At 36.7% G+C, this 14880-nt stretch carries 14 protein-coding genes; all 14 read left to right on the top strand.

Features of this window, described 5'->3' with window-relative positions:
• Positions 1 to 171: 171 nt before the first annotated feature.
• Positions 172 to 1314 (top strand): tRNA guanosine(34) transglycosylase Tgt, encoded by a 1143-nt coding sequence (gene tgt / locus EKM63_RS06730; protein ID WP_125705011.1) that lies wholly within the window; start codon positions 172 to 174, stop codon positions 1312 to 1314.
• Between the two features lie 90 nt (positions 1315 to 1404).
• On the top strand, positions 1405 to 1881 hold the full coding sequence (gene yajC, locus EKM63_RS06725) for a preprotein translocase subunit YajC (protein WP_125705009.1): 477 nt from the start codon (positions 1405 to 1407) through the stop codon (positions 1879 to 1881).
• A gap of 151 nt (positions 1882 to 2032) precedes the next feature.
• Complete coding sequence (locus tag EKM63_RS06720) at positions 2033 to 2305, top strand: hypothetical protein (protein WP_125705007.1); 273 nt, start codon at positions 2033 to 2035, stop codon at positions 2303 to 2305.
• A gap of 159 nt (positions 2306 to 2464) precedes the next feature.
• On the top strand, positions 2465 to 3904 hold the full coding sequence (gene zwf / locus EKM63_RS06715) for a glucose-6-phosphate dehydrogenase (protein WP_125705005.1): 1440 nt from the start codon (positions 2465 to 2467) through the stop codon (positions 3902 to 3904).
• Positions 3905 to 3922: 18 nt separating this feature from the next.
• Positions 3923 to 5056, top strand: coding sequence for a DNA polymerase IV (gene dinB / locus EKM63_RS06710; protein ID WP_225418274.1), 1134 nt, complete (start codon positions 3923 to 3925; stop codon positions 5054 to 5056).
• The gene (locus tag EKM63_RS06705; RefSeq protein WP_125705000.1) at positions 5049 to 6005 is read left to right on the top strand and encodes a DHH family phosphoesterase; all 957 of its coding nucleotides are present in this window, start codon (positions 5049 to 5051) and stop codon (positions 6003 to 6005) included. The genes dinB and EKM63_RS06705 overlap by 8 nt, the downstream gene beginning before the upstream one ends.
• Positions 6006 to 7346, top strand: a complete 1341-nt coding sequence (locus EKM63_RS06700; protein ID WP_125704998.1) for a DEAD/DEAH box helicase — start codon at positions 6006 to 6008, stop codon at positions 7344 to 7346.
• Between the two features lie 251 nt (positions 7347 to 7597).
• Entirely contained in the window at positions 7598 to 10246 is a 2649-nt protein-coding gene (alaS, locus tag EKM63_RS06695; protein ID WP_125704996.1) for an alanine--tRNA ligase, read from the top strand.
• Between the two features lie 63 nt (positions 10247 to 10309).
• Positions 10310 to 10567, top strand: coding sequence for an IreB family regulatory phosphoprotein (locus tag EKM63_RS06690; protein WP_048703872.1), 258 nt, complete (start codon positions 10310 to 10312; stop codon positions 10565 to 10567).
• Positions 10567 to 11001, top strand: coding sequence for a Holliday junction resolvase RuvX (ruvX, locus tag EKM63_RS06685; protein ID WP_125704994.1), 435 nt, complete (start codon positions 10567 to 10569; stop codon positions 10999 to 11001). The genes EKM63_RS06690 and ruvX overlap by 1 nt, the downstream gene beginning before the upstream one ends.
• An 8-nt stretch (positions 11002 to 11009) precedes the next feature.
• Entirely contained in the window at positions 11010 to 11318 is a 309-nt protein-coding gene (locus EKM63_RS06680) for a DUF1292 domain-containing protein (RefSeq protein ID WP_125704992.1), read from the top strand.
• A gap of 141 nt (positions 11319 to 11459) precedes the next feature.
• The gene (locus EKM63_RS06675) at positions 11460 to 12002 is read left to right on the top strand and encodes a CvpA family protein (RefSeq protein ID WP_125704990.1); all 543 of its coding nucleotides are present in this window, start codon (positions 11460 to 11462) and stop codon (positions 12000 to 12002) included.
• 124 nt (positions 12003 to 12126) lie between these two features.
• Positions 12127 to 14481 carry an endonuclease MutS2 gene (locus EKM63_RS06670; protein WP_125704988.1) on the top strand — a complete coding sequence of 785 codons (2355 nt, stop codon included), beginning with the start codon at positions 12127 to 12129 and terminating at the stop codon, positions 14479 to 14481.
• A 71-nt stretch (positions 14482 to 14552) separates the two neighbouring features.
• Positions 14553 to 14864: a thioredoxin gene (trxA, locus tag EKM63_RS06665; protein WP_125704987.1), complete on the top strand. Its 312-nt coding sequence runs from the start codon at positions 14553 to 14555 to the stop codon at positions 14862 to 14864.
• Positions 14865 to 14880 lie beyond the last annotated feature (16 nt).

Here is a 14880-nt window from a genome sequence, read left to right as displayed (position 1 = left end):
CGTACACAAATAAAACGCTTTACTCTAAATAGCCAAAACGAGTTACAGACGCCAGACTTTTCCGCTTACTACGCCAAATGTTGAATGCCGAAAACGCATTAACCATTTGCCTAGGTAATGCTCGAAGTCTCCCGGCGTCTTTCACTCTCTAAATAGAAAGGACTTCATCCTATGGATCCTGCTGTAAAATACACTTTAATCAAAAAAGAAAAGCACACTGGTGCCCGTTTAGGTCTTCTTGAAACTCCACATGGTACTTTCGAAACTCCTATGTTTATGCCTGTTGGTACTGAGGCTACTGTGAAGAATATGTCACCTGAGGATCTTGAAAAGATTGGTGCTTCCATTATTCTTTCTAATACTTATCACCTCTGGCTACGCCCTGGTGAGGATATTGTTAAGGAAGCTGGTGGATTGCATAAATTCATGAACTGGAACAAGGGAATTTTGACTGATTCTGGTGGTTTCCAAGTTTTCTCACTTGCTAAAACTAGAGATATTACTGAAGCTGGTGTGCATTTCCGAAACCATTTGAACGGCCGTCGTGAATTTCTTTCTCCTGAAAAAGCAATTCAAATCGAAAATGATTTGGGACCGGATATTATGATGAGTTTGGATGAATGTCCTCCATTCTTCGAAAGCTACGATTACATCAAGGATTCTGTTGAACGTACTAGTCGTTGGGCTGAACGTGGACTTCGTGCCCATCGTAATCCTGATTGGCAAGCTCTATTTGGAATTGTTCAAGGTGCTGGTTTTGAAGATTTACGTAAACAGAGTGCGCAAGATCTTGTTAGTATGGACTTTCCTGGATACTCCATTGGTGGGTTATCGGTTGGTGAGTCTAAAGAAGAAATGAATCATGTTTTGGATTTCACGGCACCATTTTTACCAGAAAACAAGCCTAGATATTTGATGGGTGTCGGCTCCGCTGACTCATTGATCGACGGTGTCATTCGTGGAATTGACATGTTTGACTGTGTTCTACCTACTAGAATTGCCAGAAATGGTACTTGTATGACAACCAAGGGTAGATTAGTTGTTAAAAACGCGAAGTATGCACGTGATTTCAGACCACTTGATGAAAACTGTGATTGTTATGTTTGTCGTAATTATAGTCGTGCATATATCAGACATTTGATCAATGCTAATGAATTGTTTGGAACACATTTAACAAGTTATCATAATTTATATTTCCTATTGAAACTAATGGCAGATGTTAGACAATCGATTCGTGATGATAATTTGCTAGAATTCAGAGAACATGTTTTTGAAGAGTACGGATTTAATAAAAAGAATGCCAAAAATTTCTAATTTAATTAAAAATATGTTTCATTTTCTGGATTGAAATTGTAATTTTTGTTATTCTTATATTATGTGGTATAAATTAACGAGGTGAAAAATTTGAATATATTAACATTAGGCGCTGCTGCTGCTGGTAATTCATTTGGACAATACGGAATGCTTATCTTCATCGTAATTTTATTTGTAGGTATGTATTTCATTTCTATTCGTCCTCAAAGAAAGCAACAACAAAAACGTCAAGAAATGCTTAAACAAATGGACAAAGGCGACAAGGTTGTTACTCTTGGTGGTATCAAAGGTACAATCGAGTCTATTGATCGTGACAACAAAGAAGTTGTTGTTGATTGTGACGGTATTTACTTAACATTTGATTTGAACTTTATTCGTAAAGCTGAATCAAAAGATAACGTTAAAGACAGTACAAACAAGAATATCGAAAAGAAAGCTGAATCAAAAGACGAAAAGCCTGCTGACGAGAAAGCTTCTGACGATGCTAAAGAAACAGAAACAAAAGAGGCACCAGCTGCTGATGAAAAATCAGACGATACAAAAGCTGACGATTCTGACAAAGACTAATTAAAAAATATGCCGATGGCATATTTTTTTTGTTGTATGAATGTATCCGCTTAACTAATTGATAAATTAGTCAATAACTTATCATAAATATCGGGTGATTTTACTGTATACTTTACTTGTTGTGTATACGTTTTAAAGGAGTCGAATAATAATGGGAAAAGATATGCGTAACATGATCATTACTTTATATTCCATTTTTGTTGCCGAGATAATTATTTATTTTATGTTACAAACTGGGATTATGAATAAACATATTACTTCTTTATTACTACTACTTTTTGTATTTGTAGGTCTGTATTTTGGTAATAATGTGGATCAAAGTGCTTTGGCTACGGCATCTCGAGGTGCAAAAGTGGGTTTGATTATTGCTGCAATTTTAATTATGGTTATTCTGATTCCGATAATTATTGCTCTTTTTGCATAAAAGCAAAAAAACTATTGCCTTAGAGTACACTCGAGGGTCTATTATTATGTTTCATTAGATATGTTTTTAAAAATTTGTCGAATGAAAGTTTATTAAAGAAGTTTTATAACTCATGTTGTAAAATAAGAACGTATGATGCTTGTAAAAGGAGTAAGGAAAATGGCAGCTGAGAAAAAAGCGGTTTTTATTATATTTGGGGGATCTGGAGATCTTGCCCATCGTAAACTATATCCAGCTTTATACGGTCTATATAAAGCAGGAATTTTAAAAGAACACTTTGCAGTTATCGGAACTGCAAGACGTGCATGGAGTGACAACTACTATCGAGGGACAGTCGTCACTTCACTATTAGACATCGATGATGACCAAGAAAAGATGCAGGCTTTTGCTAAGCATTTCTTCTATCAATCACATGATGTTACAGATTCTGACCATTACATTGCTCTGAAAAAATTAGCAAGCAAATTGGATGATCAGTTTGAGACTGACCAAAACCGTATTTACTACATGGCCATTGCTCCAAGATTTTTCGGTACAGTTGCTGAACATATCAACTCTGAAGGTCTTAAAACTTCAGGATATAATCGTTTGGTTATCGAAAAGCCTTTTGGCCGTTCATATGACAGTGCCTGTGAATTAAATGGTTCGTTAACAAAAACATTTTCTGAAAATGAAATATACCGTATGGACCACTATTTAGGTAAGCAAATGGTTCAACAATTGACCCGTATAAGATTGAAGAACAAGACTTTTGAGAAGTCATTGAATAACAAATATGTTTCTAATGTCCAAGTGACATTGTCGGAATCATTGGGTGTTGAAGATCGTGGCGGCTATTACGAAACTGCCGGTGTGCTACGTGATATGATTCAAAATCATATTATGCAAATTATCGGTGCGGTTGCTATGGATGAACCTGCGAAACTGGATTCAGAATCTATCCACGAAGTTAAACGTGAGGTTTTTGCTAGTTTGAAAGATTTGACTCCTGACGAAGTTGATAAGAACTTTGTTCGTGGACAATACGGTGAGGATATTACTGGTAAGCAAAAAGCTTATCGCGACGAAGATAATGTCGATGCAAATTCTGATATTGAAACCTTTGTTGCCGGTAAAGTTGAATTTGATAGTGAGCGATGGGGTGGTGTTCCATTCTACGTTCGTTCAGGTAAGAGAATGCCTGCCAAGTCATCAAGAATCGATATTGTTTATAATGATGCTGCTGAAGAAATTGGTATCCGTCCAAATACGACAGTTACGATTTTGATCGAACCTGAAGATGGCAGTTATATCTTGGTCAATGGAATTGATTATCTTGAATCAAATCAGGACATCATCAAGTTCCCTGAGAAGGAAGATTATTTCGACCATGCTCGTGAGGCCTATGAAAGCCTAATGATCGACATACTTGATGGCAATCAGATACACTTTACAATGTGGGATGAATTGCAGAACGCATGGAAATATGTTGATATAATTCGTCAAAAATGGGATAGTGAAACTCCAGATTTCCCTAATTATGAAAGTAATACAATGGGTCCAGATGCTGCATCTGAATTACTCGAAAAAGATGGTAATTCATGGGTGTGGGCAGACTAGAATTGGTGGTGAACGTTCATCGGATTCCTAAAAATACCAATCAGAATTGAAGAAAACCGAAAAATCATCCATGTCGATATGGATGCTTTTTTTGCGTCTGTAGAAGAACGTGAACATCCAGAATATAAGAAGAAATGTCTATTAGTTGCTCCTGATCCACGCAAAAATAACCACCATGGAGTTGTGACGACCGCCAATTATAATGCACGAAAATATGGTGCACATTCCGCGATGCCGGCCCAACAGGCTATTGAATTGATTCCAAAAGAAAAATTGGTCATTGTGCCACCAAATTTTGAATTATATCGAAGTACTTCAGAATACATTCATAATATTTTCGGAGAAGTGACTGAAACCTATCAATCTGTAGCATTAGATGAAGCTTATCTTGATGTAACTGAAAATAAGTTACATGAAACTAATATTATTAAGGTCGCAAACTATATTCAGCAGCGGATCGTCAAAGAAACTAGGCTGACATGCTCGGTCGGTATTTCCTATAATAAGTTTCTGGCTAAAATGGCATCAGATTATCGAAAACCTTTTGGTAGAACGATTATACTTGGTGAGTATGCGGAAGATTTTTTGAAACCTATTCCGATAGAAAAATTTAATGGTATTGGGAAAACTACTCAGCAGAGACTTCATGATATGAATATTTTTAATGGAGAAGACTTACAAAACTTAGACCAGGATACTTTTATCCAGACATTTGGTAAAATGGGGTATGTGATGTTCCGTCGTGTGCATGGAATTGATGATTCACCTGTGGAAAGTAATCGTGTTCGTAAATCGATCGGTCGGGAACGGACATATAATAGGAACATCGTTTATGATGCTGATATAAAACAGCAGCTCAAGAAGCTTGCTAATATGGTCAGCCAAGATTTGAAGAAACGTAGGCAACACGGTAAGACAGTTGTGTTGAAATTACGTAATTCTGATTTTGAAACGATAACTAAACGAATGACCTTTCAAGATTATGTTCAAGGTGAAGCAGAAATTTATCAAATTGCCTGCGATATTTATGACAAGCTTGATATTCATGATCAGAAAATAAGGTTATTGGGAATAACGCTTACTAATTTAGACCCATTATCGTACGAAGAAGTATCGCTAAAACTTTTTTCAAGTGAGGACAAAAATGAATAAACTTTCAGAAATAGTAGAGACAATCAAAAAGTATGATCGAATAATCGTTCTTAGACACCAAAATCCCGATCCTGACGCATTGGGATCACAAACAGGATTGGCAACAGCAATTAAGCAAGCTTTTCCAAATAAAAAAGTTTTACTCGGTGGGGGTAACGCTGAAGGACTCAAGTGGCTTTCGACCATGGATGAAGTTACAGGCGAGGATTATGAAGGTTCACTTGTAATTGTTTGTGATACCGCCAACACTCCTCGTATAGACGATGAGAGATTCAATTCCGGTGCGTACTTGGTAAAAATCGATCATCATCCAAATGACGATGCTTATGGTGATCAATTGTTTGTGGATACTGAGGCAAGTTCCTCATCGGAAATCATTGCCGACCTGATAAGTCAAAATGCTGAATTTAAATTGACTAAAGAGGTTGCATATTATCTCTATGCTGGTATAGTTGGTGACACTGGTCGCTTCCTTTATCCATCAACAACTCAGCATACTATGAACGTATCTGGCGAGCTGATGGCTACTGGCATTAATTTCGCTGGGATCAATCAAAATATGAATGAGATTACGTTACAACAAGCTAAGCTACAAGGTGAGTTGTTCAATCGTCTTAAAATTGATGAATCAGGTGCTGCAATGGCAGTGATCGACGAAGATTTGATGACAAAATTAGGAATTACTAGAGAACAGGCTAACTCAGTTGTTTCGACACCAGGACGTTTAGCAGAAGTCCACTCATGGGTCGAAGCCGTACAAAAAGATGACGGAACATTTAGGATCCATTTGCGTTCACAAGGACCAGTCATTAACGAATTAGCTAAGGAACATACTGGTGGAGGACATCCTTTAGCCAGTGGTGCTAATGCAAAAGATTTAGCCGAAGTAGATCAAATTTTTAATGAGTTGATTGAATTAGTTAAAGACTTTTACCAGAAAGGTGAATAGATGACAAAATTTTCACAATACAATTTTAATGATATGGTCAACAAATCATTAAAAGAGATTCATTTCGATGAACCTACAGAAGTACAAGAGGCAGTTATACCACTTGTAAATAAGAAGAAAGATGTAATTGTCCAATCCCAAACAGGATCAGGTAAGACACATGCTTTCTTATTACCGATCGTAAATTCGATCACCAAAGAACCAACAGTTCAGGCACTTATCGCAACACCTAGTCGTGAGTTGGCATATCAGATTTATGAAGATACACAAAATATGCTTAAGAATTATCCAGAAGAATACAATGCCTTTATCTTTGTTGGTGGAACAGATAAGCAACGTCAACAAAAGAAATTGCAAGCACATCAACCTCAAATAGCTATTGGAACACCAGGTAGACTTTGGGATTTGATCAAAGAAAATGATTTGCGTATTGACGATGTCGAAAGATTTATCGTTGATGAGGCAGATATGACGCTTGATATGGGATTTTTGGATGATGTTAATAACATTGCTGCTAAGATGCCAGAAGTCCATGAAACTGCTGTTTTCTCAGCAACTATCCCACAAAAATTGGAACCATTCTTGAAACAATATATGACTGGTCCAAAACGTGTTGAGATCCAAAATCCAAATGTTATCGCTAAGAACGTCGATAATTGGCTAATGTTCACGCATGGTCGTGATAAGAAGGCTTTGATATACAAGCTGATGACTTTGGGTGAACCATATATGGCACTGATTTTTGCTAACACAAAAAAGTCAGTTAATGAAATATATGAATATTTGAAACAACAAGGTCTAAACGTTGCACGTATTCACGGTGGTCTAACTCCTCGTGAACGTAAACGTGTCATGAGACAAATTGAAAACATGGAATATCAGTTTGTAGTGGCAACTGATTTAGCTGCTCGTGGTATTGACATCAAGGGTGTTTCTCACGTTATCAACGCTGAAATTCCCGATGACCTTGAATTCTTCATCCATCGTGTTGGACGTACAGGTCGTAATGGTATGTCTGGTATTGCAATTACTTTGTATAATCCTGGAGAAGAAAACAAAGTTGCTGAGATCGAACACATGGGAATTAAGTTCAAGCCTAAAGAGCTGAAGAATGATGAAATCGTGGACGGTTACGATCGTGAACGTCGTACGAAACGTCATGCTACAACTGAGAAGCTTGATACAAAACTAGTTGGTTTTGTTAAAAAGCAAAAGGTCAAGAAGAAGCCAGGTTATAAAAAGAAGATCAAGTCTGCTATCAATACTGAAAAGAGACAACAGAGAAAGATCAAGAACCGTCAAGAACAACGTGATTTGAGAAAAGCACGTCGCGGTAAATAAAATTAAATATAGTCCACAAATATTGACATTTGGGGCTCCTCCAATTAAAATTTTTAATGGATATAATAAGTAATTGAAATCGAAAAGAGAAGGCTAGTCGGTGAAAATGCCTAGATGAAAATTGTTTATTGCTGCCAAATTAAAAAATAATATATATTCTGTTGAGAGGCTAACGATAATCGTTGCAAACAAGGTGGTACCGCGCATGGGCGTCCTTGAAGTTGCAACGATTTTTGTTTTAAGGGAGAACTATGAAGAATTTATCAAGTGCTGAAATCAGACAAATGTTTTTAGACTTTTTCCAATCAAAAGGTCATACGATCGAACCTAGTGCTTCACTTATACCAGTAAATGATCCTACACTTTTGTGGGTCAACTCTGGTGTAGCAACATTAAAGAAGTATTTCGATGGTTCCGTAATTCCTAAGAACCCAAGAATCACTAATGCTCAAAAATGTATCAGAACCAATGATATTGAAAACGTTGGCCGTACTGCTCGTCACCAAACATTCTTTGAAATGCTTGGTAATTTTTCAGTAGGTGACTATTTCAAAAAAGAAGTAATTCCTTGGGCTTTAGAGTTCTTGACTGGTGAAGAATGGTTGGATATGGACATTGATAAGCTTTATATCACAACTTATCCAAAAGATACTGAAACTCAAAAACTTTGGCAAGAAGCTGGAGTAGATCCTTCGCACATTTACAAAGTTGAGGACAACTTCTGGGATATCGGTGAAGGCCCTTGTGGACCTGACTCAGAGATTTTCTTTGATCGTGGACAAAGCTTCAATAATCTATCAGAAGATGATCCAGAGAGTTATCCAGGTGGAGAGAATGAAAGATACCTTGAAGTCTGGAACATTGTTTTCTCTGAATTAAACCATTTACCTTCTGGTAAATACGTTGAACAACCTCATAAGAACATTGATACGGGTATGGGATTGGAACGTTTGGTATCTGTTATTCAAGGAACAAAAACTAATTTTGAGACTGACTTATTCAAGCCAATCATTGACCAAGTTGAAAAGCTTAGTGATGGTCGTAAGTATGATACAAGCGATGCTGATGATATTTCGTTCAAGATCATTGCTGACCATGTTAGAACTGTCTCGTTTGCCGTTGGTGACGGAGCATTGCCTTCAAATGAGGGTCGTGGATACGTTATTAGACGTTTGATCAGACGTGCTGTTTTGAATGGTAAAAAATTGGGTATCGATGGACCTTTCTTGTATAAATTAGTTCCAATAGTTGGATCAATTATGGAAAGTTACTATCCAGAAGTTAGTCAACAACAAGAATTTATTGCAAAATCTATTCAACAAGAAGAAAAACGTTTTTCAGATACATTGAATGATGGTCTCGAATTATTGAATGGTGTTATTGCAGACTTACACAAAAAGAATGAAAAAGTTATTGACGGTGAAAGTGCCTTTAAACTTTATGATACATATGGCTTTCCACTTGAATTGACTGTTGAATATGCTCATGATGAAAACTTGAATGTCGATGAAGATGGATTCAAGGAAAACATGGAATTGCAAAGAGAACGTGCACGTAAGGCTCGTGGCGATTTGCAATCAATGGGTATGCAAGATGAAACCTTGATGGAAATAAAGACAGACAGTGAGTTCGTTGGTTATGATCAAGATGAAGTCACAGCAACTTTGAAAGATATTATTGTTAATGATGAAATCGTTGATACAGCAACTTCTGTTACTGGAAAAGCTCAATTGATTTTTGATAAGACTCCTTTCTACGCAGAAATGGGTGGTCAAGTTGCTGATATTGGTAATATCTATGATCAAAATAATAACCAAGTAGCTGAAGTTTTGGATGTTCAACATGCTCCAAATGGACAAAACATTCATTTGGTCAACGTTGTTTCTGAATTGGACGTCAATCAAAAATATGTCTTGAAGATTGATACAGATTTCCGTGAAAAAGTACGTCACAACCACACAGCAACCCACTTGTTAGATCAAGCTTTGAGGGATGTTGTGGGACCAAGAACTCATCAAGCTGGTTCATTGGTTGAACCTGGCTATCTCCGTTTTGACTTCAACAGTAATGAAGGACTAACTGATGGCCAAATCAGCCAACTTGAAAAGATCGTCAACGAAAAAATTTGGGCTTCAATCCCAGTTGTTACTGAAGTGCTTCCCATTGAAGAAGCAAAGAAGAAGAAAGGTGCCATTGCCATGTTTAGTGAAAAATATGGTGACGTTGTCCGTGTTGTTGAAGTCGATGATTATTCAACTGAATTCTGTGGTGGTACTCATGCCAGAAATACTTCTGAATTGGGACTATTTAAAATCACTTCAGAATCAGCTGTTGGTTCAGGTATTAGACGTATCGATGCTGTAACAGGCGAAGAAGCATTCGAATACTTGAATGATAATCTCAAGTTGTTGGAATCTTCTGCAACAAATATGAAAGTCAACCAGTTAAAGGAAGTACCAAATCGTGCTGCTCAATTAGTTGAAGAAATTAAACAATTGAAACGTGATAACCAAAACCTAAAGGTTCAATTGACTGCTCAAAAATCAAATGAAGTATTTGATAACGTTGAGGATATCAATGGATTAAAGGTTATTGCAACAGTTATTGCTGCCGACGATATGTCGACATTGAGACAACTTGCTGATAAATGGAAGAGTGAAAACAGCTCAGATATTTTAGTTCTTGGTGCTGGTAGTGACGGAAAAGCAAACTTGGTTGTTGCTGTCGGAAAAGATGCTCAAGCCAAAGGATTAAAGGCTGGAGATTTGATCAAACAAATTTCATCAGAAATCAAAGGTGGCGGTGGTGGTCGTCCAGATATGGCCCAAGCCGGTGGCAAAGATCCAGCTGGTTTAACAAAAGCATTACAAAAAGCTAAAGATATTATTAAAAATTCTTAAAGTGGTCTATAATGGTAAGTGAATTACTAACAGTCACTAATACTTGCTAATTGGAGGTTTGCCATGAGTTCTCTTGATAAAACTATGAGTTTTGATTTTAATGAAAATAAAGGCAAAGATGTCAAAGAAACATTGCAAAGTGTTTATCAATCACTAGAGGAAAAAGGATATAATCCAATCAATCAAATTGTTGGATATCTTCTTTCTGGTGACCCGGCCTACATTCCACGTCATAATGATGCTAGAAATCTGATTTTAAAACATGAGCGAGATGAGATAATCGAAGAATTAGTTAAAAGTTATCTCAACCAGAATAAATAATGCGCTTATTGGGATTGGATGTTGGCTCCAAAACAGTTGGGGTCGCAGCAAGTGACTTGTTAGGTTGGACCGCACAGGGTGTAGAAATTATTAGGATCGATGAAGATAAAGAGGATTTTGGTTTGGATAGACTTGGTGAGATCATCAAGGATAAACAGGCTACTGGGGTCGTTTTGGGATTACCAAAAAACATGAATAACAGCGAAGGTCCAAGAGCTGAAAAATCACGTGAGTATGGCAAAATGGTCGAAGATAAATTTTCATTACCAGTCGATTTTATTGATGAGCGACTTACTACCGTTCAAGCTGAACGAATGTTAGTTGATGAAGCAAATGTTTCACGAAACAAGCGAAAAAAAGTTATCGACAAGATAGCCGCTGAAATGATTTTACAAAATTATTTGGACGCCAAAGGAAAGCTAACACGAAATTAGGTGATATTATGAGTGAAAAACCAGAATCAAATAACGAAATGAACGAAGTTATTTTAAGCGATGATCAAGGCAATGAGGAAACATACAAAATTCTCTTTACATTTGATTCAGATGATTATGGCAAATCTTATGTTTTCTTGTATCCAAAAGATGCTGAAGACTCGGAGGAAATAGAAGTTCAAGCATTTTCATTTTCACCAGACGAAAACGGAGACGTTGACGCTGGTGAGCTTGATCCCATTGAAGATCCAGAAGAATGGGACATGGTACAAGAAGTACTAAACACATTTACAACTGATGACGATCAGGATATCTAAAATTACGAACCATGAAGTAAGAATCCGTTATTTCATGGTTCGTAATTTCTTATTTTCATGAAGATATCAATAACAATTATTGGTTGTTCAATTATTGTGCTAAAATTAATCAATACACTGAACTAATTTTAAGGGGATACAATGCTAAGTCTGTTAATTATTTTACTTTTAGTTTACGGTTTTTACGTAGGTGCTAGACGTGGATTGGCCATGCAAGCTTTTTATACAATTGGATATAGCTTGTTTTTTGGTTTGGCTTTAGTTTCTTTCCGATTTCTAGGACCAAAATTTGAAATGATTGTTCCATATCCATCCGCAAGTTTGGGTAGTGAATTTGCTTTTTTCTCAACAAAAGTTGGAATGGAACTTGATGATGCATTTTATCGTGCCTTTGCATTTATTTTTGTATGCTTTGTAGGTTGGATAATTATTCGTTTTGCAGGTTTATATTTCAAACGTTTAACTTATGTTCCAATGTACAATGATGTTAACTTATTGAGTGGTGGGATTTTAGGACTTTTAGTTACATACGTGACTATATTCATGGTTCTATTAATGCTTGCAATGATTCCTGTTTCAGGAATTCAGCACGCTTTGAGCCATTCGTTTGTGGCATCAGCCATTATTGAAGGATCACCTTTGCTGACAAAGGGATTAACTTCATTGTGGATTGCATCAGTTTAAAATAAATTAATAATAAAAGTGGGTTAATTCTTTGCATAGATAAGTGGAGAATTAACCTTTTTTACACTTTTCGTATTAGAATAGATTGTTGATTATGATTTAAATTTTTTAACGGAGATTATATATGAATAATAAAGCTTTGAATGTATTGGAATTTGACAAGATCAAAGATGAAATTGCCAAATATCTGATTACATCACGTGGGAAAACATTATTAAAGAAATTAATGCCCATGTCTGTCGAATCAATCGTTCAAAGACTGATAGATCAGACAAAAGATGGTATGGATATTGTTAGATTAAAGGGTGAGATTCCAGTTCGTAAGTTGGCCGATTTACATGACCAAGCTAATCGTCTAAAAAAAGATGGTAACCTGAATGGAACTGAACTGGCTGCAATCGGACAAGTCTTAAAGAATACCAGCGAACTAAAAGAATTTTTTGAAACATTACATGATGACGAAGTTGAATTACGTGAGTTGTACGGTATGAGTGAGGATTTGATCGATAATCCTGAACTAACAAAAAGAATCGATAAATCATTAGATGATACTGGACGAGTACTTGATACTGCTTCAGAAAATTTGAGTTATATCAGAAACCAGATTAATCGTTTCAATGATCAGATCCGTCAATCAATGGAACAATATACACGTGGTAAGAATACTAAGTATTTGACCGAAGCCATTGTAACTTTGCGTGATGACAGATTTGTAGTGCCGGTAAAAACTGAATATAGAACCAAATTTGGTGGAGTAGTTCATGATCAGAGTGCCAGTGGTCAAACGCTTTATATTGAGCCACAGGCAGTTGTAGGTTTGAATAATCAATTGCACGATGCACAAACTTCAGAGAAACTAGAAGAAATCAAAATTTTAGCAGAATTATCAGATTTAGTTCGCCCTGAAATAGATGATATTTTAAAGAACAATGAAGTTCTGGCTTCATTTGACTTGATCAATGCTAAGGCCAAGTATGGTAACCAAATAAAGGCCACTGAGCCATTGATTTCAAATGACCACACTGTTGACTTGAAAGAAGCGAAACATCCTCTCATAGACGCTGATAGGGTCGTAGCTAATGATATTCAAATCGGTGATGGCTATAAGACAATGTTGATCACTGGACCTAATACTGGTGGTAAAACTATTACCATGAAGACGCTAGGGTTGATTCAAATCATGGCTCAAGCAGGATTATTTATTCCTGCACATGAGGAAAGTCAGATTGCAGTTTTCGATGAAGTCTTCGTCGACATTGGTGATGAACAGTCGATCGAGCAAAATTTGAGTACATTCTCGTCTCATATGGATAACATCATCAATATTATGAAGAATGTCTCAGAGCATAGTTTAGTTTTGATCGATGAGTTGGGAGCCGGTACTGATCCTCAAGAAGGTGCCGCAATTGCCATCGCAATCTTGGAAAAACTTTCTAAATCAGATTGTGTGATCATGGCAACGACCCATTATCCAGAATTGAAAATTTATGCCTACAACACTGAAGATACAATCAATGCAAGTATGGAGTTTGATGATAAATCACTTAAGCCTACTTATAGATTACTGATTGGTATTCCTGGAGCAAGTAATGCTTTCAACATTGCCTCCAGATTAGGGATGGATCGTAGCGTTGTAGAGCGTGGTGAATCATTGATGAGTGGCGAAAGCCAAGACCTTAATAATATGATCAGTGACTTGGAAAAACGTCGTAAAGAATTTGAAACTAAGAATGAAGAGCTTGATTCACAGCTATCTAAGAATAAGAAGATTCAAGATGACTTTGAAAGTAAGCGAGTTGAACTGGATAACTCTAAGGACAGCGAGATTCAAGCAGCTAAAGTCAGAGCTAATCAAATTGTCTCGAGTACTAAGAAGAAGTCCGAGAAAATCATTGATCGATTGAAAGAATTGGAACGCTCTGGTAACGCTGTTAAGGCTGATCAAATCATTTCTGCTCGTACAGACTTGAAGAATTTACATCAGGAAGACTTAGCAAAGAGAAACCGTGTATTACGTAGCGCTAAGCGTAAGAAAGAACTAAAAGTCGGTGACGAAGTCAAAGCAATTCCTTATGGCCAATTTGGAACGATTGTTCGAAAAGATAAAAATGATAAGTATGAAGTTCAGTTAGGTATTTTGAAGATGAAATTTGATGGTTCCGATTTGGAGAAATCTAATCAGAAACCAGAAAAAGAAGAACCAAAGCCAACAATGGTGCGTCGTACCAAGAGTTCTACACTTTCAACTAAGTTAGATCTTCGTGGTGAGCGCTACGATGAGGCAATGACTGATTTGGATAACTATATTGATGAAGCATTACTTGCAGGTTATAATCAAGTTACTATCGTCCATGGATTCGGTACAGGGGTAATCAGAAATGCTGTTACTAAGTACTTACGTGAGAATCCTAGAGTTAAATCATTTGGTTATGCTCCAGCCAGTTCAGGTGGTTCAGGTGCAACTATTGTTGACCTGTAGTATGAGCAAAATAGTATTTAATTGATAAATTCAGTGATAGTATTTTAGTATGAATAAAAGGAGTGAGCTATATGGTTGATGAACTAACAGATACAAATTACGAAGAAGAAACAAAAGACGGTGTAGTTATTACTGACTTTTGGGCTACATGGTGCGGTCCTTGTCGTATGCAATCACCAGTAATCGAGGAATTGTCTGGCGAAAACGATGCTGTTAAATTTACTAAGATGGACGTTGATGCCAATCCTAAAACTCCAGAATCATTTGGAATTATGGCTATTCCAACTTTGGTCATCAAAAAAGATGGTAAAGTTGTCGATAAGTTAACAGGATTCCACAGCAAGGCTCAATTAGCTAAGATTCTTGACGGTTATACAGATTAATTTTTATAAAAAAGAG

Origin of the sequence: Companilactobacillus mishanensis (assembly GCF_003946505.1) — a bacterium.
Classification (GTDB): domain Bacteria; phylum Bacillota; class Bacilli; order Lactobacillales; family Lactobacillaceae; genus Companilactobacillus; species Companilactobacillus mishanensis.
Note: the sequence above shows the minus strand (reverse complement) of the source record. Positions and strands in the feature narration are given on the sequence as shown.